Source organism: Pusillimonas sp., from assembly GCF_035515275.1.
GTDB lineage: Bacteria > Pseudomonadota > Gammaproteobacteria > Burkholderiales > Burkholderiaceae_B > Pusillimonas.
This window is the reverse complement of sequence record NZ_DATJBQ010000096.1, coordinates 1-22034: the sequence shown is the minus strand read 5'-3', so window position 1 is coordinate 22034 and position 22034 is coordinate 1. Positions and strand designations below refer to the sequence as shown.

Sequence of the window (22034 nt, the reverse complement as noted above, 5' to 3'; positions counted from 1 at the left end):
CTGTGGTTATGGGTTTAATCTTTCACCAACGTGTACTGCACCACGTCGATATTTCCGCTGTCGAAGGCCGCCTCGCAGTACGCAAGGTAGAACTCCCAGACGCGCATGAACTTCGCATCGAAGCCCTGCGCCCGCACCAAGGCACGCTGCTGCGTGAAGTGGCGGTGCCAGCGGCGCAGCGTTTCGGCGTAATCGGCTCCGAAGGCAAGCTCCTCGACAACGCGGAGCCCCTCCTCCCGAGCCGCTGCACGAAAGCGCGAGGGGCTGGGCAGACAGCCGCCCGGAAAAACATACTGCTGGATGAAGTCCGTGCCCTTCACGTAGCGTTCGAACAGCGCGTCATGAATGACGATGCTCTGCACACAGGCGCGGCCACCTGGTTTGAGCAGCCGCGCCAGCGTGCCGAAGTAACTGGGCCAATAGGCTTGACCAACGGCCTCGACCATTTCAATCGAGCAGATAGCATCGAACGGCTCGTCCTGGATATCTCGATAATCTTGCAGGCGAAGGTCGGCGAGCTGCGTCAGGCCGGCCACCCGCATCCTCGTCAGGGCAAAATCCAGTTGCTCGGTGGACAGCGTCACGCCTGTAACCCGGGCACCGAATTCACCCGCCGCCATCTCGGCAAGCGCACCCCAGCCACAGCCGATCTCCAGCAAGCGGCTGCCAGGCTGCACCCCGGCGCTGCGCAAGGCCCGGCGCGTCTTGGCGTGCTGAGCCTCGGTCAAATCGCCCGTCAGATCGCCCTGGAACCACGCAGACGAGTAGTTCATGCTGGGGTCGAGCCATAATTGGTAGAAATCGTTGCCCAGGTCGTAATGGGCGTGGATGTTGCGCTGGCTGCCGCTGCGCGTATTGCGGTTAAGCAGGTGCCGCAGCCGGTAAGCCAGCCTCCCCCACCAGGTACCGTAGACCAGCGACTCCAACTCCTGGCGGTTGGCCATCAGCAAAAGCAGCAGATCGGTCAGCTGCGGCGTACTCCAGTCCTGGGCGATATAGCCCTCGGCCAGACCGATGTCGCCCGAGCGCATCACCGCGCCAAACACCCGCCAGTCGTGCAGGTGCAGACTGGCGTGCGGTGGGCCACCAGGGCCAAACTGGAGGGTGCTGCCGTCGGGTAATTCCAGATGCAGCGTGCCATGCTGCAGACGCTGGAGCAGGCGCAGGCCATGGCGCGCCGCACTGGGCAGTCCCGCGGGCAACGGTAATGAGAGACGTGTGGAACTGGTTGTGTTCATGATCAACGTTTAGCAGCAGAAGTGCGAGACACAGGCACGGAGGGCGCCTGAGGTTTGGTGTGGATGGGCACCCGCTTGAGCCATAGCAACCACGCATTCCAGATAATGCGGGCCATCACCCCCAGTGTGAGCAGCGGGTAACGCCACACGGCGCGGCGACGGCTGGCGGCGTTAAGCGGTTCGAGTCGCCCACTCATGCCCGTCAGTAACAACGGTCCCTCGGCGTCGTGATAGTCAATTCGTACTCGTGCCGACCCCAGACCCTCTGCGCCGTCCCGGCAAAACTCGAAGCGGTAGTGACCATCGACAGGGCAGAACGGCGAGACATGGAACATCTTGCGCGCCTGTAATTCCTGGCCATAGCTTGGGTTATCGAGCAAATACGCATGACGCTCGCCAAAGGTGTTGTTCACCTCGGCCACGATCGCGCGCAGACTCCCGTCGGTACGATGGCAGTACCAGAAGCTCACTGGCTTGAAACTGTACCCCCACACACGCGGGTAACACTGCAGCCAGATTTCTCCTTGGGCATCGGTAATGTCTTCGGCATGCAGCATCTCCTCCAGCCAATTCAGTGCGCCGCCCTGCATGGGACCATTGCCGCCGCCGTGATCGGCATCGTGAAATGAAAGCGCGCCGGCGCGGTTCAGTGCCAGTACGCCCGCCGCCTTGGGATGCTCACGCAGCGTACGCATGGGCAGCATGAGGAAAAACGTCGGAACGGCAAAACGATGCAATTTCGGGCGCAGCCGCGTATGCCACACGTGACCAAAGCCGATATGAGGCACGTTACGCTGAAAACTGAAGCGGTTGAGAGCATGGTTCATGCGGCCTCCAGACGGCGCAATTGCGCCAGCAATGCGTCGGCGGCGCGGTAGCCCGACTGAAGGCCGTCTTCATGAAATCCGTAGCCTGTCCAGGCGCCGGCAAACCAGGTGTGTTGCACACCCTGCAGCGTCGACACATGCTTTTGCGCCGCCAGTGCTTCCAGGTCGAACACCGGATGCTCGTAATCGAACTCCCCGAGCACTAACTGCGGATCGATGCGGCTGACCGGGTTGAGCGACACCAGTACCGGCTGCGCGAACGGCAGCGGTTGCAAGCGGTTGATCCAATAGTGCAGGCAGACGCGGGCCGATTCCTGCGCACCGTCGGCGGCACGCTCGTAGTTCCACGCTGCCCAGGCGGCGCGACGCTTGGGCATGACACGAGTGTCGGTATGCAGAACGGCACGATTTGGCTGGTAGCGGATGGCACCCAGCACTTGCTGCTCGGCTGCGCTGGGCCTGGCCAAGAGGCGCAAGGCTTGGTCACTATGCACCGCCAGCACCACGGCATCAAAATGCTCAGTGCCCCCGTCGGTACAAATGCGTACTCCCGCAGCGTTGCGCTCGATGTTCCGCACAGGCGTCGCCAAGCGCGCATCGAGCCCGTTCAGCAGCTTGTCTACATATTGGCGCGCCCCGCCTTCCACCGTGAACCACTGTGGCCGGTTCTGTACTTGGATCAGGCCGTGATTGTGGCAAAAGCGCACCATGGTGGCCACCGGAAAGCGCAGCATCTGATCAGTCGGGCAACTCCAGATACACCCCAGCATGGGCAGGAAATACCAGTGACGAAACGCCGCGCCAAAGCGATGCTGATCCAGAAACTCCCCCAAAGGCTGTTGCAGCGATTCGTCTGTTCCGCTTTGTGCCAGGTTCGTGCACAGGCGGTTAAAGCGCAGCAGCTCGGCGAGCATTCCCAAGAAACGCGGGCGCAGCAAATTACGCCGCTGCGCAAAAACCGTCACCAGGCTCGTGCCGCTCCACTCCAGCGCCTTTGCACCCAGCACGCCGCCCCCCGGAACCTGAACAGAAAACGACATGTCAGATGGCACGGTCGGTACCTGTAGCTCGTCGAACAAAGCAATCAGGCCGGGGTACGTGCGTTCGTTAAGCACCAGAAACCCAGTGTCAACCCCATGCGTCACACCATGGCCATGCGCGTCAGGCAGTGTGACGTCCACTGTGTGGGTGTGACCGCCAAAATAGCTCCCTGCCTCGAACAGGGTGACGCGGGCCTGCCGACGTAACCGGTGAGCGGCCGCCAAGCCTGAAATGCCTGTTCCGATGACTGCGACTTTCATGATCTTTTCCAATGCAGGAGATTCCGGTTGGGGCCAAACGCTTCCCCCTGTGGTGTAATGTACTAGACAAACAATATTCTTGTCTAGGACAATAACTGTACAGAACAACCTTGCCATGACTTCACAGCCCCTTTCTCCTTCCATGGAATCGTCTGACACCGCCACCCCCGATCTGTCTATTGCCGCCGTTGAGCGTGAGACCGGGCTGGGCAAAGACACCTTGCGTGTCTGGGAAAGACGCTATGGATTTCCGACGCCAACGCGTGACTCTGCGGGGGACAGGCTGTACAGCCCGGCACAGGTGCAGCAACTGAAGCTGATCCGAAGACTGCTGGATGCAGGCATGCGCCCCGGGAAGATAGTGGGGCTGGACACGCTTCAGCTCCAGGCCCTTCAGACTCAGCACAGCCCAGATCCGAAACAAACTTTGTCCAGGACAAAAAATGCGGAACACGCTGTGGCGTCCACGCTCGACACCTTGCTTGAAGCCATCAGCACCCATGACCCAGAGGCGCTGCGGCATGGGCTCAGCCACGCCCAAATGCGCATGGGTCTGTCGTCTTTCGTCACGGACCTGGTAGCGCCCCTGACATCGGCGGTGGGTGATGCCTGGGCTCAGGGTCGCTTCGAGATTTTTGAAGAGCACCTATACACAGAGGTGCTTACCGGCGTCCTGCGCGGCGCCATCGCCTCACTGACACCGCAGCCGCTTTCACGACGCCCAAAGGTACTGCTGACCACCCTGCCGCAAGAGCTGCACGGTCTAGGCCTGTTGATGGTTGAGGCACTTCTGGTGCTTGAAGGCTGCGCCTGCGTTTCGCTGGGAACCCAAACACCTGTGACCGATATCGTTCAGGCAGCACTGGCGCACGAGGTTGACGTCGTGGCGCTCAGTTTCAGCAATATTCAAAAAGCATCGACGGTGCAGGCGAGCCTTCGCGAGCTGCGTACCCAACTACCGCCGCAGACAGCCCTGTGGGCGGGCGGTGCGTGCACCGCGCTTTATTCAAGGCCTCTGGAAGGGGTCAGCACCGTCCGGCATTTGTCCGGCCTGCACCCGCTTGTGTCTCAGTGGCGCAGCCTGGAACAGCAGCGCTGATCCGATCAAACGCAAAAAAACCCGCAAGCCTTAGGACAAGCGGGTTTCATGGACCGCCACATCACGTGGCAGACTAACTTACATGTTTTCGATCATGACCTGACCAAAGCCCGAGCACGACACCTGGGTCGCGCCTTCCATCAGGCGGGCGAAGTCGTAGGTGACCTTTTTGGACAGAATGGATTTTTCCATGCTGCTGATGATCAGGTCGGCGGCTTCGGTCCAGCCCATGTGGCGCAGCATCATTTCGGCCGAAAGAATTTCAGAACCGGGGTTGACGTAGTCTTTGCCTGCGTACTTGGGAGCCGTACCGTGCGTGGCTTCGAACATGGCGACCGAGTCAGACAGGTTGGCGCCCGGAGCAATGCCGATGCCACCCACTTGCGCTGCCAGAGCGTCGGAAACATAGTCGCCGTTAAGGTTAAGCGTGGCAATAACGTCGTACTCGGCGGGACGCAGCAAGATCTGCTGCAGGAAGGCGTCGGCGATGGAATCTTTAACGATGATTTCGCGGCCGGTTTTAGGGTTTTTGAACTTGCACCATGGGCCGCCGTCGATCAGCTCGGCACCAAATTCTTTTTGCGCCAGCTCGTAGCCCCAGTCGCGGAAGCCGCCTTCGGTGAACTTCATGATGTTGCCCTTGTGGACCAGGGTAACTGAAGGCTTGTCGTTGTCGATGGCGTACTGAATGGCCTTGCGAACCAGGCGCTGCGTGCCTTCGCGCGAAACCGGCTTGACGCCAATACCCGAGGTTTCGGGGAAGCGGATTTTATTGACGCCCAACTCGTTCTGCAAGAAAGCGATCAGTTTTTTGGCGTCGGCGCTTTCGGCTTCGAACTCGATACCTGCGTAGATGTCTTCCGAGTTTTCACGGAAGATAACCATATTGGTTTTTTCGGGCTCTTTAACCGGCGACGGAACACCTTTGAAATACTGAATGGGGCGCAGGCAGACATACAGGTCGAGTTGCTGACGCAGAGCCACGTTAAGCGAGCGGATACCGCCGCCAACTGGTGTGGTCAGGGGGCCTTTGATCGACACGACGTAGTCTTTGACGGCGTCGAGGGTTTCTTCGGGCAGCCAGACGTCGGGGCCATAAACCTTGGTGGATTTTTCGCCGGCGTAGACTTCCATCCAGTGGATCTTGCGCTTGCCGCCGTACGCTTTTTGTACGGCAGCGTCGACGACCTTGAGCATGACGGGGGTAATATCGGCACCAGTACCATCACCTTCAATGTAAGGAATAATGGGCTCGTCGGGGACGTTAAGCGAAAAATCGGCGTTAACCGTAATTTTTTGACCCGACTCGGGGACCTTGATGTGCTGATAAGACATGGACGCTCCAGTTTGCTCCGCAAAGGGGAAATTCAGTAAAACCCTGGCATTATAAACCAGGTCTTATATAAGACTGAAATCCAAGCTAAAGCTTGTGAAAACATCTTAAGGACCAAGTACCAGGCAATCTTTAATTTTATACGTCTGCCGGGTTGTTTTGCACCTGGAGTTGCCCGGCCCTGTCTCACAGCAAACGCCCCCAGCCAGGGGCGCAGGTAAAATGGTTGTTTACCCCAACACCTACCGTTCTCGTGAGCCTTACTTAATGTTCAACCCCTCCCGCGACCAAGTGCGCAGGTTCTTTTCCGAAGCCTGGCTCAAACATCGGCAAGCGGGTGTGCTGACACCGTTGGAAGCCATGGCTGTCGACTGGATCAATCAGCACCCTGAATATCACGCTGTGCTTGAAGACCCAGAGACGCTTGACGCCGACTTTACGGTCGAGGGCGGACAAACCAACCCATTTTTGCACCTGTCGATGCACCTGGCCATTAGCGAGCAGTTATCGATTGACCAGCCCCCGGGAATCAAGGCCGCCTACGAACAACTGGTCGCCACCCGCAACCCGCATGACGCCGCACATGAAATCATGGAGTGCCTGGGAGAGGTTGTGTGGGAGGCCCAGCGTCTGGGCACGCCGCTTAGCAACGACGCTTACCTTGATCTGATTCGCCGACGCATTTCACGCAACTGAAGCGGCCCGCATTGAATCTGCCCCCGCTCAAATGCCATTGAAAAAGCCCGAGCCCGGCAACAACCGGATTCGGGCTTCTAAACTGCATAACCCGACACATCAGCGCCGGGCTAGGCATACTGGCTTACTTGGCGACCGACAGGGGCGAGGGCAGCGATGCCAGCCAGGCCGAAATATTCTTGATGTCGGTTTCGTTAAGCTGCTGCACCATGGCGCCCATAACCGCGTCTTTACGCACATTGGCCGTGGCAGGTGCACCTGCGGCGCCACGCTTGTAGGTACGCAACGCATGAGCCAGGTAGTCGGCATGTTGGCCGGCCAAAATGGGGTAGTTGGGCAGCGTGGATGTTTTTGCATCAGCACCGTGACAGGTGGCGCAGGTGTACTTCTGGAAGGCGGCTTGGCCGGCAGCAAGGTCGGCGGCGTGGGCAGAAGCACCAACCACCGCAAACAAAGAAGCCGCGACGGCGAGACTAAGTTTTTTCATGTCGGCTCCGGGTTTACTTGAGGCTGGAGTAGTAGGCGGCAAGGTCGGCCATGTCTTGTGCACTAAGCGTGCGGGCGATGGCTTCCATGGTCGGGAACGTGCGTTCGCCGCTGGCATACTTTTGCAGGGCCGAAACAATGTAGTCGGCGTTTTGCCCGGCTATCATGGGAACATGATAAACCTCGGGAAAACTGGCTTTGTATCCTTTGATGCCGTGGCAGCCGATACACATGGACACTTTATCGATCGCCGCTTTCGCATCGCCCACGGGCGCGTCGGCGGCCGACGCCGTGCCCGCGATTCCACAGAAAGCCGTCACGGCCAGCGCAAATACTGTGTGCTTTAAATTTTTTCGCAACTTCATATTAGCTCTTTTAGCGGTAGATAAATGTCGGCCCCAACCTCCTCGACCGACGAATCCGTAGGATTGTACGATAATTGAAGCCAAGCCTGCCATGCTAGTCGATTAACCAGGTGCGGCGGTTCGTATAGCGGCCGTCCCCAGAAACACAAACTACCCCATGACACAGACACACTATGCATCTCCCCGTTTTGAAGGAACCGAACGCTACGTCGCCGGAGACGACCTGAAACTGGCCGTAAACGCCGCCCTTTCGCTGCAGCGCCCCTTGCTGGTCAAGGGTGAACCCGGTACCGGCAAAACCATGCTGGCCGAAGAAGTGGCCGCTGCACTCGGCCGCCCCTTATTGCAGTGGCACATTAAGTCGACCACCAAGGCCAACCAGGGCCTGTATGAATACGACGCGGTTTCCCGGCTGCGAGATTCGCAATTGGGCGACGAAAAAGTACGCGATATTGGCAATTACATCGTCAAGGGTGTGCTGTGGCGCGCATTTGAATCGCCCGAGCCCGTGGTGGTGCTGATCGATGAAATCGACAAAGCCGATATTGAGTTTCCGAACGACCTGCTGCGCGAGCTGGACCGCATGGAGTTCCATGTTTATGAAACCCGCCAGACCATCCAGGCCGCACACCGACCGCTCATCATTATTACGTCGAACAACGAAAAAGACCTGCCCGACGCCTTTTTACGCCGGTGTTTTTTCCACTACATCAACTTCCCCGACCAAGATGCCATGAAAGACATCGTGTCGGTGCACTTCCCAGACATCAAGCAAGAGGTATTGTCGGCAGCGCTGGACACCTTTTTTGCCTTGCGCGATGCGCCGGGGCTAAAGAAAAAACCCTCTACCTCTGAGTTTCTGGACTGGCTGCGCCTGCTTATGGCCGAATCGGTCGATGCCGCGCAAATTGCCAGCCCGTCAGACCTGCCCGTCATGGCCGGCGCCTTGCTTAAGAACGAGCAAGACCTGACACTGTTGCAACGCCTGGCCGCCATTAGCCGTGCCAGCCGCCGGTAACATGCACCTTATGCCGAACCACGTTGCATCAAGGGTTTCTGCGCCATGCTGACCAACTTCTTCTATCACCTGCGCGCACACAAGCTACCCGTGTCGGTGCAAGAGTATTTGACCCTGCTTGAAACGCTGCGAGCCGGGGTCATGCCGCCCACTCTCGACGACTTCTACCATGTGGCCCGCATGACGCTGGTCAAGGACGAAACCCTCTTCGACCGGTACGACCAGGCCTTCGGCGAGTTTTACCGCCAGCTCGAGGCCTCGCTGCCACCCGGCAAAGAAATACCCCTTGACTGGCTGCTCAAGGATTTCGAGAAGAACCTGAGCCCCGAAGAAAAGGCCGCCATTCAAAAGCACGGCTGGGACAAGCTGATGGAGCTGTTCAAGAAACGGCTTGAAGAGCAGCAAGAACGCCATTCGGGCGGGAATAAATGGATAGGCACCGGCGGCACCTCGGCCTTTGGTCATGGCGGTTATCATCCCGAAGGCATACGCGTGGGCGGGCCCTCGGCCGGCAATCGCACTGCGGTAAAGGTCTGGGAAAAGCGCGAGTTCCGCGATTACGACGACCAGCAGGAACTGGGTACGCGCAACTTCAAGATGGCCCTGCGGCGACTGCGCCGCTTTGCCCGCGAAGGTGCCGAGCTTGAGCTGGATCTTGACGACACCATACGCAGCACGGCCCGTAACGCCGGCTTTCTTGACCTGCAGATGGTTCCCGAGCGCCACAATACGGTCAAAGTGCTGATGCTGCTGGATGTCGGCGGCAGCATGGACGACCACATCGGGCGTGTTGAAGAGCTATTTTCAGCCGCACGCAGCGAGTTCCGGCACCTTGAGGTGTTTTATTTTCATAATTGCCCGTATGAATCGCTATGGCGCAACAACCATAGGCGCAACGCCGAACGCTTCGACACCTGGGACATTCTGCGTACCTACAACGAAGACTGGCGCCTGATCATCGTGGGCGATGCCACCATGAGCCCCTACGAAATCCTGCATCCGGGCGGTTCGGTTGAACACCATAATGCCGAAACCGGTGCGGCCTGGCTGCAGCGCCTGCTTGAAAATTGGCCGCGCGCCGCCTGGCTGAACCCCGAGCCCGAAGGCTATTGGCCCTACCGGCAGTCTATCGCCATCATCAAAAATATTATGCAAGATCGCATGTACAGTGTGACAGTAAGCGGGCTGGAGCAAGCGATGCGCAACTTATCAAAATAAGCGGCGCATACAGCCGGCGTGAACCTGTGGGCGCTATCGGGTTCAAACACAAGTGGCCGGCGCTGTTCTGGCACGGGCGCATCAACTTTGTTTCACGGGGCGTATAAGCATATGGGTCGTTATTTTTCGCGTTTTTTTCTTTTTTGCCTGCTGGCCGCCGGCTTTTTGCCGACCACCGCGGCCCCCGCACCAGCCACCTTGCCGGCCGGCATTGTACAGGGCCCTTCGGTCGAGGGCACCACCCAGTACACCCTGGAAAACGGCTTGCGCGTATTGCTTACGCCGGATCCTTCCAAGCCCAATGTTACGGTCAACATGACCTACCTGGTGGGCTCGCGTCACGAAAATTACGGCCAAACGGGCATGGCCCATCTGCTGGAACACATGTTGTTTCGCGGCACGCCCTCTTTACCAAATGCCCTGGGCGAGTTTTCGCGTCGCGGGCTGCGCGCCAACGGCTCGACCAGCTCTGATCGCACCAATTACTACGCCAGCTTTGCCGCCGACCCCGACACCGTTCGTTGGTACATAGAGTGGCAGGCCGACGCCATGATCAACGCCACCATTTCGCAAGAAGACCTTGACGCCGAAATGACCGTGGTGCGCAACGAAATGGAAAGCGGCGAGAACAACCCGTTTCAGGTGCTGATGCAGAAGATGCAGTCCACCGCCTACCAATGGCACAGTTATGGGAAAAGCGTCATCGGGGCCCGCAGCGATGTTGAACAGGTCGACATCAAGCAGCTACGCCAGTTCTACAAACTGTATTATCAGCCCGACAACGCCGTGCTGATTGTGTCCGGCCAGTTCGACCCGAACGAGGTCCTGGGTGTCGTGGCTGAAGCCTTCAAAAACATTCCAAGGCCCGAGCGAACGCTGCCGCGCGAATACACGGCTGAACCCGTCCAAGACGGAGAGCGCCTGGTCGTTTTGCGCCGTCAGGGCGGCAGCCCGTTCGTGGCCTCGATATTTCACATTCCGGCCGTGGGCGACCCCGACTACCCTCTGTTGGACTTGGGGGTAGACATGCTAAGCGACACCCCTTCGGGTCGCCTGTATCAGGCTTTGGTCACCCAAAAGCTAAGCGCCAACGTATTTGGCTTTGCCCGAGCCATGGCGCAACCAGGCTACGCCATGTTCGGCGCCCAGCTAGAACCCGGCATGGACGCCCGCAAGGCGCTCGACGCCTTGGGCGACTCGATCAACACGCTGAAAAAACAGCCCTTTACCGAAGAGCAACTGCAGCGCATCAAGAATAAATGGATGACCGGTTGGAACCAGATCTATGCCGACCCGGTCAGCCTGACCGACGCCCTGTCAAACGCTGTCGGCGCCGGAGACTGGCGACTGTTTTTCTGGCAGCGCGACCAGGTTGAACAGGCGTCGCTCCAAGCCGTACAAACCGCCACCCAGAACTACCTGGTGCCCAGCAATCGTACCGACGGCATGTATCTGCCCACACCCACCCCCGAGCGCGCGCCTCAAAGCACGCCACTGGATCTTTCAGCCCTGCTGCAAGACTATGCGGGCAAAGCCACGCCCGAAACTGCCGAAGCGTTTGATTCAACCCCCGCTGCAATTAATGCCGCCACGCTGCGCGAACCCTTAAGCCTGCCCAACGGCAAGGTTCAGATGGCGCTGCTGCCCAAGGCAACCCGCGGTGACCAGGTACAGGCCACACTGCTGATCCAGTTCGGCGATGCCGACATGCTTAAGGGCAATCGCGCCATTGCACAAATTACGGCCGACATGCTCGACCGCGGTACGGACGAGCTTTCGCGCCTTGAAATCGAAGATCGCTTCAACGCCTTGCAGGCCGACGTGAGTTTCGGCGGCGGTGCCGGCAACCTGGCGGTTCACATAACCACTATCGGCAAGAATCTGCCCGCCGTCGTGCAGGCCGTGCTCGATGTCATTCGCCACGCCAACTTTCCGGCAGACCAATTAGCCGAGTATCAGCGGCAGGCTTCGGCCTCAATACAAAGCAGCATGGACGACCCTTCCTCGCTGGCTTCGCTGGCGCTGGCCCGCCACGGCAACCCCTGGCCGCGCGACGACGTGCGTTACGTTCCCACCTTCGAAGAACGCCTTGAAAACATTACGGCCATTAGCCGGCCCGATCTGGTGCGTTTTCACAAAGAGTTCTACGGCGCAGGCACCATCCGCTTTGCCGCCGTGGGGGCTTTCGAGCCTGCTGCGGTGCGCGAGGCAATTACCAAGGGGCTAAGCGGCTGGCAAACCGCACCGGCCTACGCCCGTGTCAACGACCCCTACCACCCGATTCCGGCCGAGCATTTCACCATCGAAACACCCGACAAGGCCAACGCGTTTTATCTGGCGTCCCTGCCCCTGAAACTGCAAGACACCGACCCACGCTACCCCGCGCTGTACTTGGCCAATTATTTGTTGGGCGCATCAGAAACCTCGCGCCTGTGGAACCGGGTACGGGTACAAGACGGTCTGTCGTACACCGTACGCAGCCAGTTCGATGCATCGTCGTATGAGCCTTCGGGCAGCTGGGGTGCCTATGCCATTTTCGCCCCCGAAAGCAAAGACCGCCTGCTGGCGGCCATGGACGAAGTTTTTACCAAGGTGCTGGCCGAAGGCTTTACCGAGCAAGAAGTCAAAGAAGGCATCGAAGCCGTTTTGAAGCTTCGACGCCTGGCACGCACCCGCGATGGGGTGCTGGCTTCCGCCTGGATCAATTACCTGCAGCTGGATCGCAGTTTTGAGTGGTCGGCGAAAATGGACGAAGCCCTGGCCGCGCTCACCGCAGACCAGGTGAACGAAGCCATGCGTTCGGTGCTTAAACCAGAAAACTTCAGCACGGCAACGGCCGGAGACTTCAAGAAAAAATAGCAGGAGACCATCGATGCACGCCACTGAAGAGACCATCGCCGTCGCGGCCATCGTACACCCCGGAAAAGGTGTTGCCGACGGGCCGCTGCTTGAGTTCGTGAATCAGGCTCAAACGCGGGGTTACACCCTACGTGGGCTGGTGCCGGGCTTGCCAGGCAAGGTTAACGGCTCCACCACACGTACCGTGCTCGACCTCGAGCACGGTACCGTCTACCCCATCAGTCAGGCTCTGGGCAAGCAATCGGCTGCCTGCAGTCTGGATGCCGGGGCGCTACTCGAAGCGGGAGTCGTGCTGCGTCGAGCCGCTCAAGCCAAGGCCGACCTAATCGTTGTGAATCGATTTGGCGTACTCGAGGCCGAAGGAGATGGCTTCAGTGCCGAAATGCTCGAACTGATGAGCAAAGGGTTCCCGTTACTGACCGTCGTGTCCGAGCCGCATCTGGAAGCATGGCGCACATTCACCGGTGGGCTGGCAGCCGAGTTACCGCCCGAACCGGAAGCCATCAACGACTGGTTCGAGCGGGTGCTCGCTTCAAGATCAGGCGCCCTCTGCGCAGATGGCATGCCACACCCGTGATCGGACACTCAAGCGACTCGAATAAACCATGATGCTGCAATCGTTGCGTCTTCGGATCATATGGACGCCCTTGCTGATACTGCTGCTTGCCGCCGCCGCAACCGGCCTTGTGGCGGGCCAGTATCCCATGTCGCTGCCCGACATTGCCAAAACATTCCTGCGCGGGCTGGGCCTGACTGAACAACATGGCGAGAACACCGCGACGCTGGACGCCGTCATCTGGAACTTGCGAGTACCGCGCATCGTGGTGGGCGCCCTGGTCGGTGCCTCGTTGGCGGCCGCCGGCGCGGCGTATCAGGGCATGTTTCGCAACCCGCTGGTGTCGCCCGATATTCTTGGCGTTTCAGCCGGGGCGGGGCTGGGGGCTGCCGCGGGAATCTTCATGGGTGCGTCCATGGTCATGGTTCAGCTTTTGGCGTTTGCAGGCGGGCTGGCGGCCGTAGCGATCGTGTACGTCATTTCCTTGGCCGTGCGTCGACATGATGCCGTACTGGTGTTGATACTGGCCGGCGTGGCCGTCGGAACGCTATTGGGCGCGGGCATTTCCTTGCTCAAGATTCTGGCCGACCCATACACGCAGCTGCCCTCGATAACCTTCTGGCTGTTGGGCGGGCTAAACACGGTAACGCGAGCCGATATTCCATTTATTGTGCCGTGCCTGGTTATCGGGCTGATACCCATGGTAATGATGCGCTGGCGGGTAAACCTGTTAAGTCTTAGCGACGAAGAAGCACAATCTTTGGGCGTAAACACGGGCCGAACGCGCGTTGTGTTTATCGTGGCGGCCACGCTTATGACTTCGGGCGCCGTGGCTTTTACCGGCATTATCGGCTGGGTGGGCCTGGTTATTCCGCACATTGCCCGCATTTTGGTGGGCCCCGATTTTTCACGACTACTGCCGGCGTCGGTCTTGCTGGGGGCTGTGTTCCTGATATTTACCGACACGCTGGCGCGCAGCCTGATCGGCATCGAGCTGCCGTTGGGCATACTTACGGCTTTGGTGGGTGCGCCTTTTTTCCTGATGCTCTTGGTACGCGGCAGCCGGTAACGCCATGCAAAGCCTTAATGAACCAACTGCCGCGCCCGGCCAACGTTACGCCATTGAAGCCGAGGGGCTGGTTATTGGCTACGCCGGCAAAGCCATTGGCGGGCCGCTTGATCTGCAGCTTGAAGCCGACACAATACTATGCCTGCTGGGGCCCAACGGCAGCGGCAAGACAACGCTGTTCAAGACCTTGATGGGCTTGATTCCTGCGCTCGCCGGCCGGCTGCGCATCAATAACAAGCCGGTGGAAAAATGGTCAAGGCGCGCGTTTGCGCAGCACGTGGGTTATGTACCGCAGGCGCACGACGGCGTGTTTCCGTTCACGGTAAAAGAAGTGGTGCTAATGGGCCGCAGCATGCACATTGGACGCTATTCTGTACCCGGCCGGGTCGACCACGAAGTGGCCGAACAATGCCTGCAGCGCCTTAACATTACGCCGTTGCAAGACAAGCCCTATAACGAAATCAGCGGCGGCGAAAGGCAACTGACGCTTATCGCGCGCGCCCTGGCTCAAGAGCCGCAGGTGCTGATCATGGATGAGCCCACGGCCAGCCTCGACTTCGGCAACCAGATTCGGGTGCTAGAGCATATTCGACAACTCAAGCGTGCAGGCATGGCTGTTTTGCTAAGCACGCATCAGCCCGAACACGCCATGCAAGCGGCCGACCGCGTCGCGCTGTTTCGAGACGGCGCCATTCAACACTGCGGCCCCCCCCGCCAGACCATGCTGCCCGAGCGCCTGGCCTGGCTGTACGACCTGCAGCCAGGCCAGATACCGAAACTGCCCGATCCAGGCCTTAACTAAAGAAGTTTTTTACCCGATCGGTCCACGACTCGCTTTTGGGCGAGTGCTTTTCGCCGCCCTGGGTCAGCGAGGCCTCGAATTGCTGCAGCAGTTTCTTTTGTTCGTCGGTAAGCCGCACGGGCGTCTCGACCGCAATGTGGCAGTAAAGATCGCCGGGGTAGCTGGAACGCACACCTTTGACACCCTTGCCGCGCAGACGGAATGTCTTGCCGGTTTGAGTGCCTTCGGGAATGGTGATCTCGCCCTTTCCGTTCAGGGTCGGAACCTCGATTTCACCGCCCAGCGCCGCTTTTGTGAACGGAATGGTCAATTCGCAGTGCAGGTCTTCGCCGTCGCGCTGAAAGATTGCGTGCTGCTTGAGGTGAATTTCAACGTATAGATCACCCGGAGGGCCGCCGTTTACGCCCGGCTCGCCATTGCCTGACGAACGTATGCGCATGCCGTCGTCGATGCCCGCAGGTATTTTTACCTGCAAGGTCTTATTCTTGCGAATGCGCCCCACGCCGTCGCACGACACGCAGGGCTCGGTAATTTCTTTGCCTGAACCATGGCAGGTGGGGCAGGTTTGCTGCACGCTGAAAAAGCCCTGCTGCATGCGTACCGCCCCGTTGCCGCCGCAGGTGCGACAGGTTTGCGGCTGGGTGCCTGGCTTGGCGCCGGACCCATGGCAGGTTTCGCAGTTTTCCCAGCTTGGCACGCGAATTTCGGTATCAAAACCGCTGGCCGCCTGTTCAAGGCTGATATCCAGAGAGTATTTAAGGTCGGCGCCACGATACACTTGCGGGCCGCCGCCACGACGGCCGCCGCCGAAGATCTCGCCAAAGATGTCGCCGAATGCATCGGCAAAGCCCGCCCCGCCCATGCCGCCGGCCGCATTGGGGTCGACACCCGCGTGACCGAAACGGTCGTAGGCCGCGCGTTTTTCCTGCTCGCTAAGAATTTCGTAGGCTTCCTTGACTTCTTTGAAACGCTCTTCCGCCTCTTTGTTGCCAGGATTTCGGTCGGGATGATATTTCATCGCGAGCTTGCGGTAAGCTTTTTTAAGTTCGTCGTCGGACGCGTTTTTTCCAACGCCCAGCACTTCGTAATAATCGCGTTTAGACATAAGGACCGTTGCGCTTTGGGCGCCTCTTATCAAATAACAACAATGCCCGGCCTCTGGCTGAAGGCCAGACGACCGGGCTTTGAACCACTAAAGCCGGCGATTACTGATCGCGCTTGACTTCTTTGAAGTCAGCATCAACCACGTCGTCGTCTGCAGGCTTGGCCTGGGCCCCGTCTTCAGCACCCGGCTGCGCCTGGGCCTGCATGTCGGCGTACATCTTTTCGCCCAACTTTTGCGAAGCGGTGGCCACTGCCTCGACCTTGGCATCGATGGCCGCCTTGTCGCCCTCTTTAAGAGTCTCTTCGAGCTCTTTCAGGGAGTTTTCAATGGCTTCCTTTTCGGCCGCCTCGAGCTTGTCGCCGTACTCTTCCAGCGACTTGCGCGTGGAGTGCAGCAAGGCGTCGGCCTGGTTGCGGGCCATTGCCAGCTCGGCCACTCGGTGGTCGTCCTCGGCGTTGGCCTCGGCGTCTTTGACCATGCGCTCGATCTCTTCATCGGTCAGGCCGGAGTTGGCCTTGATGGTGATCTTGTTTTCTTTGCCCGTGCCCTTATCTTTGGCCGAAACGTGCAAGATACCGTTGGCGTCGATGTCGAAGGTAACCTCGATTTGCGGCAAGCCGCGTGCTGCGGGCGGGATGCCCTCGAGGTTGAACTCGCCCAGCGCCTTGTTGCCTGCGGCAATTTCGCGCTCGCCCTGGAACACCTTGATGGTAACGGCGGGCTGGTTGTCGTCGGCGGTAGAGAACACTTGCGAGAAACGCGTAGGAATGGTGGTGTTCTTTTGGATCATTTTGGTCATGACCCCGCCCAGGGTTTCAATACCCAGCGACAGCGGCGTGACGTCGAGCAGCAGGACGTCTTTGCGGTCGCCCGACAGCACGGAACCTTGAATGGCGGCACCGGCGGCAACGGCTTCGTCAGGGTTGACGTCCTTGCGCGGTTCGCGACCGAAGAACTCTTTGACCTTTTCTTGCACCTTGGGCATGCGGGTCATGCCGCCGACCAGGATCACATCGTCGATCTCGCTGGTTTTGATGCCGGCGTCCTTGATCGCAATGCGGCAAGGCTCGATGGTGCGCTCGATCAGTTCTTCGACCAAAGCTTCGAGCTTGGCGCGCGTAATCTTGAGATTAAGGTGCTTGGGGCCCGATGCATCGGCCGTGATGTAAGGCAGGTTGATCTCGGTCTGTTGCGCAGACGAGAGCTCGATCTTGGCCTTTTCAGCGGATTCTTTCAGGCGCTGCAGGGCCAGTACGTCTTTGGACAGATCGACACCGCTTTCTTTCTGGAACTCGGTGATGATGTATTCGATAATGCGCTGGTCGAAGTCTTCGCCGCCCAGGAAGGTATCGCCGTTGGTGGACAGTACCTCGAATTGCTTCTCGCCGTCGACGTCGGCAATTTCAATAATGGAAACGTCGAACGTACCACCGCCCAGGTCATAGACGGCGATTTTGCGGTCGCCCTTTTCGGTTTTGTCCATGCCAAAGGCCAAGGCCGCAGCGGTGGGCTCGTTGATAATGCGCTTGACGTCAAGACCGGCAATGCGGCCTGCGTCTTTGGTGGCCTGACGCTGGCTGTCGTTGAAGTACGCGGGCACGGTAATAACGGCCTCGGTCACTTCTTCGCCGAGATAGTCTTCGGCGGTTTTTTTCATTTTGCGCAGCACGTCGGCCGACACCTGCGGTGGTGCCAGTTGCTTGCCTTGCGCCTCGACCCAGGCGTCGCCGTTCTCGGCCTTGATAATTTTGTACGGCATCAGGTCGATGTCTTTTTGTACGGCCTTTTCGTCGAACTTGCGACCAATCAGACGCTTGACGGCGTACAGGGTGTTGGTCGGGTTGGTGACGGCCTGGCGCTTTGCCGCAGCGCCCACAAGGATTTCGCCGTCTTGCAGGTAAGCGACGATAGAAGGCGTGGTACGGGTGCCCTCGGCGTTTTCAATAATGCGAACCTTGCCGCCGTCGAGTACGGCCACACAACTGTTGGTCGTACCAAGGTCGATACCAATAATTTTGCTCATAATCTAACCCTGAAAATATAGAACCCTGAGAATTGAATCTGGGGCGTTGAAACTTGGATGCTTTCAATATTGGGGCAATCGCCCCCTTTTCAAGCCCCGGAACCCGTTGATCTAGGCGGTCTGGCCCGACGAGACCGTAACCAGTGCAGGACGCAGCACCCGCTCTGCAATGGTGTAGCCCTTTTGCAAGCGCATTACGACACAACCCTCGGCAAACTCGGAGGGCACGGTGGATATGGCCTGGTGCAGGTTGGGGTCGAACTTTTCGCCCGGCTCGGGCGCAACCTCTTTCAGCAGATTGCGCTCGAAGGCGGCGGTAAGCTGGCGCAGCGTCACCTCGACGCCCTCTCGCCAGGAATCGGTGGTCTGGTCGACGGCTGCCAGCGCTGCTTCAAGGCTGTCACGCACCGGAACCAGGCTTTCGGCAAACGATTCGGTACCGAATTTTCGAGCTTTGGCCACGTCTTCCTGGGCCCGGCGCCGTACGTTCTCGACCTCGGCCTTGGCCCTTAAAAGCTCATCGTAGTACTGAGCGACCTGGCCTTGGGCCTGCTCAAGCAGTACCGCCAGATCGTCTTCGGAAGCAGGTTGCTGCTGGCCGACGTTATCTTGCCCCGAAGCATCAACGGGTTGATTTTCTTCGTTGGGATCAAGGGGCTGATTCGTTGCCGACATAAACGACTCTCCAGTTGCTAATTATGCGATTCCAACAAAATGGGGGCGCCCTGCCCTATTTCAAGGCCTGCACCACCTGAAAATAGTTGAAATAACCGCAAGCCCCGCCAATGGGGCCATTCAGGGCCATGCAGACCCCGGCGCGGAGCAGATTCAGCGCCTAGCACCAGCCCTGGAGCCGGCGCTGAACAATAGCGGCCAGACCCTGTCCCCATTGCGGATCGTCGTTCAGGCATGGAATAAAGCCGAAACGCTTTCCGCCCTCGGAAATGAAGGCATCGCGGCACTCGACCTGTATCTCTTCAAGGGTTTCGATGCAATCGGCCAGAAAGCCCGGGCACATGACATCGACCTGGGTGACTCCCTGGCGCGCCCAGGCCCGCAAGGTGGGTTCGGTATAGGGCTCAAGCCACTGTTGCGCGCCGAAGCGGCTTTGAAAGGCCACGTGCACCAGTCCGCCATGCTCCCCCAGACGCCGCGTCAGCAAGTCGGCTGTTTCCATGCAGTCGCGCCGATAGGGGTCGCCCTTTTCGACCATGGCGCGCGGCAGGCCGTGAAAGCTCAGCAGCAGCTTCTGGGGCACACCATGCTGCTGCCAATGACGCTCGACCTGTGCGGCCAACGCATCGATATATTCGGGCTCGGCATAAAAGCGTTTGATAAAGCGCAGTTCGGGCTGGTCGCGCAGGGTCGATATGTATTTACTGACCGCATCGACCGCTGTGGCCGTGGTGGATGCAGAATATTGCGGGTACATGGGCAGTACCAGCAAACGCTCGCAACCCTGGGCACGCAGCTTCTGAATGGCGTCGCCCAGCGCCGGCCGACCGTACCGCATGGCCAGCTCAACACGGGCCGGCACCTGCAACGCCTGCAAGGCGCGTCCCACGGCTTCGGCCTGGGCCTGGCTCCAGACCAGCAGCGGCGAGCCCTGCTCGTGCCAGACGGCAGCATACCGCGGCGCAAGCTTGCGCGGTCGCAGCGGCAAAATGGCGCCCTTCAGTATGGGCTGCCACAACAACGAGGGCAGTTCGATGACACGCGGGTCAGACAAGAACTCTGACAGATAACGGCGTATGGCCCCCGCTTCGGGGGCATCCGGCGTTCCTAGGTTGATCATCAGGACACCTACCGGCCCGGGCTCGCGAGGGCTGGGGTGATCGGAAAACGCCTGCTCGTCGGCAGGCTCGGGCAAATAAACGGGCGGAGAAAAAACAGACATAGACGGCCATGAAGGAGGGAACGACGACTCAGGAGCGGTCAGTGTCGCAAGAATAGCCTTTTTACAGCCAGGACTTCAGGAATGATTATGACTGAGCGCGTTGGACAACAGGCGAGCGGTAATGTCGACAATGGGAATGACGCGCTCGTAGGCCATGCGGGTGGGCCCGATGACCCCCAATGTGCCCACGACCTTGCCATCGACACCGTATGGCGCGGTAATGACCGAGACATCTTCCATGGGCACCAGTTGGGAATCGCCGCCGATATAAATCTGTACCCCCTGCGCCCGGCTGGACACATCGAGCAATTGCAGCAGGTCGGTCTTTTTCTCGAACAAAGAAAACATGCGGCGCAGGCGGTCCATGTCGGAGGCCAGTTCGGAGACTTCGAGCAATTTACGCTCACCCGAAATAACGACGGAATCGTCATTGTCGTTGTTGGTGGTGCCGGCCTCGACAGCTGCCTGCATCAGGCGCGAGATGTCGGCCTGCAAAGAGGAGAGTTCGTCGGCGATGGCCAGGCGCACTTCGTCGAACGACATGCCTGCAAAATGATGATTAAAGAAGTTGCTGGCTTCGATCAGCTCTTGCTCGAGGTAGTCGCGCTGCACGAACAGAATGCGGTTTTGCACGTCGCCGTCGGGAGTGACAATAATAAGCAGCACCCGCCGCTCGGAAAGCCGAATGAATTCTATTTGACGAAACACCTGGGCGCGCTTGGGTGCCAGGACGACACCCGCGAACTGGCTTAGATTGGACAACAGCGCCGCCGCTGCGTTAACTGCGCGAGTGGGTTCGGCCGCAGGCAGCATTTCGCGGATTTCGCTGGGCTGCAATACCTCGAAGCGCTGTACCGCCAGCAGGCGGTCGACAAACATGCGGTACCCCCGGGGGGTGGGCACCCGCCCGGCCGACGTATGGGGGCTATGTATAAGGCCAAGCTCTTCGAGGTCGGCCATAACATTGCGTATGGTGGCCGGAGACAAATCGAACATCTTGGACAAGGTTCGCGAACCCACCGGTTGACCGTCGGCAATATAACGCTCAATCAGGGCTTTCAACAGGGCTTTGGCTCGATCATCCATAGGCTTATATTACGTGCTGCAGCTGATACGTGCTTTCCGCAGCGCCACGACCGCATCAGGAACTTATAATCCAAGTATCTTAATGTATAACCACAACAAAACCAGACCACAAGGCTGCGCCCATGCATTTTAAAACCGTTGCGCTGATCGGAAGATACCAAGATACAGGGCTCGACGGGCCCTTGCGCGAACTTTCCGATACCTTGCGGGCGGCGGGCTGCGCTGTACTGATCGAAGCCGAAACCGCCCATAACACCGGCATTACCGACCAGCCTGTGGCCACCTATCAGCAAATCGGCGAAACCGCCGATCTGGCCGTCGTCATGGGCGGCGACGGCACCATGCTGGGCGCCGGGCGCCTGCTGGCCCCCTACAAAGTGCCGCTAATCGGCATCAACCATGGCCGCCTGGGCTTTATCACCGACATTCCGCTGCAAGACGCCACCAGTGTCTTGGCCAGCGTCGTGCAGGGCAACTTTGAAATCGAAGAACGCATTCTGCTCGAAGGCCGGGTGGTGCGGGGCGACGAAGTCATGTTCTCGGGCCTGGCGCTGAACGACGTGGTCATCAACCGTGCCGGCCGGGGCGGTATGATCGAACTGCGCATCGAGCTCGATGGCACCTTCATGTACAACCAGCGCGCCGACGGTCTCATCATTTCCACACCCACGGGCTCTACGGCTTATGCGCTCTCGGCCAATGGGCCCATACTGCATCCGCAACTCAATGCCATGGTGCTGGTGCCGGTGGCACCGCAAACGCTGTCCAACCGCCCCATCGTGCTGCCCGACAGCGGCCTGCTCAGCATGACCATCACCGCACTGGGCCGGGTCGAATCGGGCGCAAGCGTTCATTTCGACATGCAAAGCTGGTCCGACTGCCAGCCCGGCGACCGCATCGACGTGCGCCTCGCCCGTCACACGTTACAGTTCGTGCATCCGGCCGGCTACAGCATATTTTCAACGCTCCGGCGCAAACTGCACTGGAACCTCATGCCTCAGCTTACCGACGAAATCGAGTAAACCCCATGCTGCGCAGCCTACACATCCATGACTT

General features: G+C 59.1%; 20 protein-coding genes. 9 read left to right on the top strand and 11 right to left on the bottom strand.

Annotated elements, in window-relative coordinates:
* Positions 1 to 14 precede the first annotated feature (14 nt).
* Genes VL003_RS07105 through VL003_RS07095 form a run of 3 tightly spaced genes read right to left on the bottom strand, consistent with a single transcriptional unit; the run spans position 15 to position 3366 of the window.
* A complete protein-coding gene (locus tag VL003_RS07105) occupies positions 15 to 1238 on the bottom strand; it encodes a cyclopropane-fatty-acyl-phospholipid synthase family protein (protein WP_325440987.1) in 1224 nt (407 codons plus the stop codon).
* A gap of 2 nt (positions 1239 to 1240) precedes the next feature.
* Positions 1241 to 2065 (bottom strand): DUF1365 domain-containing protein, encoded by an 825-nt coding sequence (locus VL003_RS07100; RefSeq protein ID WP_325440985.1) that lies wholly within the window; start codon positions 2063 to 2065, stop codon positions 1241 to 1243.
* Positions 2062 to 3366 (bottom strand): NAD(P)/FAD-dependent oxidoreductase, encoded by a 1305-nt coding sequence (locus tag VL003_RS07095; RefSeq protein WP_325440983.1) that lies wholly within the window; start codon positions 3364 to 3366, stop codon positions 2062 to 2064. Before VL003_RS07095 ends, VL003_RS07100 begins: the two co-directional genes overlap by 4 nt.
* Positions 3367 to 3481: 115 nt before the next feature.
* Between VL003_RS07095 and VL003_RS07090 the strand changes: the two genes are divergently transcribed.
* Entirely contained in the window at positions 3482 to 4465 is a 984-nt protein-coding gene (locus VL003_RS07090) for a MerR family transcriptional regulator (protein WP_414708259.1), read from the top strand.
* 78 nt (positions 4466 to 4543) lie between these two features.
* Here the strand turns inward: VL003_RS07090 and icd are convergent, their stop codons facing one another.
* Positions 4544 to 5800 carry an NADP-dependent isocitrate dehydrogenase gene (gene icd, locus VL003_RS07085; RefSeq protein WP_325440981.1) on the bottom strand — a complete coding sequence of 419 codons (1257 nt, stop codon included), beginning with the start codon at positions 5798 to 5800 and terminating at the stop codon, positions 4544 to 4546.
* Positions 5801 to 6065: 265 nt separating this feature from the next.
* On the opposite strand from icd, the gene VL003_RS07080 reads away from it, so the two are divergent.
* The gene (locus VL003_RS07080) at positions 6066 to 6494 is read left to right on the top strand and encodes a DUF1841 family protein (protein ID WP_325440979.1); all 429 of its coding nucleotides are present in this window, start codon (positions 6066 to 6068) and stop codon (positions 6492 to 6494) included.
* Positions 6495 to 6618: 124 nt separating this feature from the next.
* Here the strand turns inward: VL003_RS07080 and VL003_RS07075 are convergent, their stop codons facing one another.
* On the bottom strand, positions 6619 to 6981 hold the full coding sequence (locus VL003_RS07075; RefSeq protein WP_325440977.1) for a c-type cytochrome: 363 nt from the start codon (positions 6979 to 6981) through the stop codon (positions 6619 to 6621).
* A gap of 13 nt (positions 6982 to 6994) precedes the next feature.
* Positions 6995 to 7345 carry a c-type cytochrome gene (locus VL003_RS07070; protein WP_325440975.1) on the bottom strand — a complete coding sequence of 117 codons (351 nt, stop codon included), beginning with the start codon at positions 7343 to 7345 and terminating at the stop codon, positions 6995 to 6997.
* Positions 7346 to 7502: 157 nt separating this feature from the next.
* On the opposite strand from VL003_RS07070, the gene VL003_RS07065 reads away from it, so the two are divergent.
* The 6 genes from VL003_RS07065 to VL003_RS07040 all read left to right on the top strand — a co-directional run bounded on the left by VL003_RS07065 (position 7503) and on the right by VL003_RS07040 (position 14867).
* A complete protein-coding gene (locus VL003_RS07065; protein ID WP_325440973.1) occupies positions 7503 to 8363 on the top strand; it encodes an AAA family ATPase in 861 nt (286 codons plus the stop codon).
* 45 nt (positions 8364 to 8408) lie between these two features.
* Positions 8409 to 9581 carry a vWA domain-containing protein gene (locus tag VL003_RS07060; RefSeq protein WP_325440971.1) on the top strand — a complete coding sequence of 391 codons (1173 nt, stop codon included), beginning with the start codon at positions 8409 to 8411 and terminating at the stop codon, positions 9579 to 9581.
* Between the two features lie 111 nt (positions 9582 to 9692).
* The gene (locus VL003_RS07055) at positions 9693 to 12440 is read left to right on the top strand and encodes a M16 family metallopeptidase (RefSeq protein WP_325440969.1); all 2748 of its coding nucleotides are present in this window, start codon (positions 9693 to 9695) and stop codon (positions 12438 to 12440) included.
* Between the two features lie 13 nt (positions 12441 to 12453).
* Positions 12454 to 13017: a DUF2478 domain-containing protein gene (locus VL003_RS07050; protein ID WP_325440967.1), complete on the top strand. Its 564-nt coding sequence runs from the start codon at positions 12454 to 12456 to the stop codon at positions 13015 to 13017.
* A gap of 28 nt (positions 13018 to 13045) precedes the next feature.
* Positions 13046 to 14065 (top strand): FecCD family ABC transporter permease, encoded by a 1020-nt coding sequence (locus VL003_RS07045; RefSeq protein ID WP_325440966.1) that lies wholly within the window; start codon positions 13046 to 13048, stop codon positions 14063 to 14065.
* Between the two features lie 4 nt (positions 14066 to 14069).
* Positions 14070 to 14867 (top strand): ABC transporter ATP-binding protein, encoded by a 798-nt coding sequence (locus VL003_RS07040; RefSeq protein ID WP_325440965.1) that lies wholly within the window; start codon positions 14070 to 14072, stop codon positions 14865 to 14867.
* On the opposite strand, the gene dnaJ is transcribed toward VL003_RS07040, so the two are convergent.
* From dnaJ to hrcA, 5 genes are all read right to left on the bottom strand, one after another.
* Entirely contained in the window at positions 14860 to 15972 is a 1113-nt protein-coding gene (dnaJ, locus tag VL003_RS07035) for a molecular chaperone DnaJ (protein WP_325440964.1), read from the bottom strand. The genes VL003_RS07040 and dnaJ overlap by 8 nt on opposite strands.
* Before the next feature lie 100 nt (positions 15973 to 16072).
* The gene (gene dnaK, locus VL003_RS07030) at positions 16073 to 17995 is read right to left on the bottom strand and encodes a molecular chaperone DnaK (protein WP_325440963.1); all 1923 of its coding nucleotides are present in this window, start codon (positions 17993 to 17995) and stop codon (positions 16073 to 16075) included.
* A gap of 111 nt (positions 17996 to 18106) precedes the next feature.
* The gene (gene grpE, locus VL003_RS07025) at positions 18107 to 18670 is read right to left on the bottom strand and encodes a nucleotide exchange factor GrpE (RefSeq protein WP_325440961.1); all 564 of its coding nucleotides are present in this window, start codon (positions 18668 to 18670) and stop codon (positions 18107 to 18109) included.
* Positions 18671 to 18830: 160 nt separating this feature from the next.
* Positions 18831 to 19892, bottom strand: a complete 1062-nt coding sequence (gene hemH / locus VL003_RS07020) for a ferrochelatase (protein ID WP_325440959.1) — start codon at positions 19890 to 19892, stop codon at positions 18831 to 18833.
* Positions 19893 to 19967: 75 nt separating this feature from the next.
* Positions 19968 to 20978 carry a heat-inducible transcriptional repressor HrcA gene (hrcA, locus tag VL003_RS07015; protein ID WP_325440957.1) on the bottom strand — a complete coding sequence of 337 codons (1011 nt, stop codon included), beginning with the start codon at positions 20976 to 20978 and terminating at the stop codon, positions 19968 to 19970.
* A 122-nt stretch (positions 20979 to 21100) separates the two neighbouring features.
* On the opposite strand from hrcA, the gene VL003_RS07010 reads away from it, so the two are divergent.
* Positions 21101 to 22000 carry an NAD kinase gene (locus tag VL003_RS07010; protein WP_325440955.1) on the top strand — a complete coding sequence of 300 codons (900 nt, stop codon included), beginning with the start codon at positions 21101 to 21103 and terminating at the stop codon, positions 21998 to 22000.
* The last annotated feature ends 34 nt before the right edge of the window (positions 22001 to 22034 follow it).

Coding starts and splice junctions, on each gene's coding strand:
- VL003_RS07065 (WP_325440973.1), top strand. CDS start 7,503: ATGACACAGACACACTATGCATCTCCCCGTTTTGAAGGAACCGAACGC.
- VL003_RS07075 (WP_325440977.1), bottom strand. CDS start 6,981: ATGAAAAAACTTAGTCTCGCCGTCGCGGCTTCTTTGTTTGCGGTGGTT.
- hemH (WP_325440959.1), bottom strand. CDS start 19,892: ATGTCTGTTTTTTCTCCGCCCGTTTATTTGCCCGAGCCTGCCGACGAG.
- icd (WP_325440981.1), bottom strand. CDS start 5,800: ATGTCTTATCAGCACATCAAGGTCCCCGAGTCGGGTCAAAAAATTACG.
- VL003_RS07060 (WP_325440971.1), top strand. CDS start 8,409: ATGCTGACCAACTTCTTCTATCACCTGCGCGCACACAAGCTACCCGTG.
- VL003_RS07050 (WP_325440967.1), top strand. CDS start 12,454: ATGCACGCCACTGAAGAGACCATCGCCGTCGCGGCCATCGTACACCCC.
- VL003_RS07070 (WP_325440975.1), bottom strand. CDS start 7,345: ATGAAGTTGCGAAAAAATTTAAAGCACACAGTATTTGCGCTGGCCGTG.
- grpE (WP_325440961.1), bottom strand. CDS start 18,670: ATGTCGGCAACGAATCAGCCCCTTGATCCCAACGAAGAAAATCAACCC.
- VL003_RS07090 (WP_414708259.1), top strand. CDS start 3,482: ATGACTTCACAGCCCCTTTCTCCTTCCATGGAATCGTCTGACACCGCC.
- dnaJ (WP_325440964.1), bottom strand. CDS start 15,972: ATGTCTAAACGCGATTATTACGAAGTGCTGGGCGTTGGAAAAAACGCG.
- VL003_RS07045 (WP_325440966.1), top strand. CDS start 13,046: ATGATGCTGCAATCGTTGCGTCTTCGGATCATATGGACGCCCTTGCTG.
- VL003_RS07040 (WP_325440965.1), top strand. CDS start 14,070: ATGCAAAGCCTTAATGAACCAACTGCCGCGCCCGGCCAACGTTACGCC.
- VL003_RS07055 (WP_325440969.1), top strand. CDS start 9,693: ATGGGTCGTTATTTTTCGCGTTTTTTTCTTTTTTGCCTGCTGGCCGCC.
- VL003_RS07100 (WP_325440985.1), bottom strand. CDS start 2,065: ATGAACCATGCTCTCAACCGCTTCAGTTTTCAGCGTAACGTGCCTCAT.
- VL003_RS07010 (WP_325440955.1), top strand. CDS start 21,101: ATGCATTTTAAAACCGTTGCGCTGATCGGAAGATACCAAGATACAGGG.
- VL003_RS07105 (WP_325440987.1), bottom strand. CDS start 1,238: ATGAACACAACCAGTTCCACACGTCTCTCATTACCGTTGCCCGCGGGA.
- dnaK (WP_325440963.1), bottom strand. CDS start 17,995: ATGAGCAAAATTATTGGTATCGACCTTGGTACGACCAACAGTTGTGTG.
- VL003_RS07080 (WP_325440979.1), top strand. CDS start 6,066: ATGTTCAACCCCTCCCGCGACCAAGTGCGCAGGTTCTTTTCCGAAGCC.
- hrcA (WP_325440957.1), bottom strand. CDS start 20,978: ATGGATGATCGAGCCAAAGCCCTGTTGAAAGCCCTGATTGAGCGTTAT.
- VL003_RS07095 (WP_325440983.1), bottom strand. CDS start 3,366: ATGAAAGTCGCAGTCATCGGAACAGGCATTTCAGGCTTGGCGGCCGCT.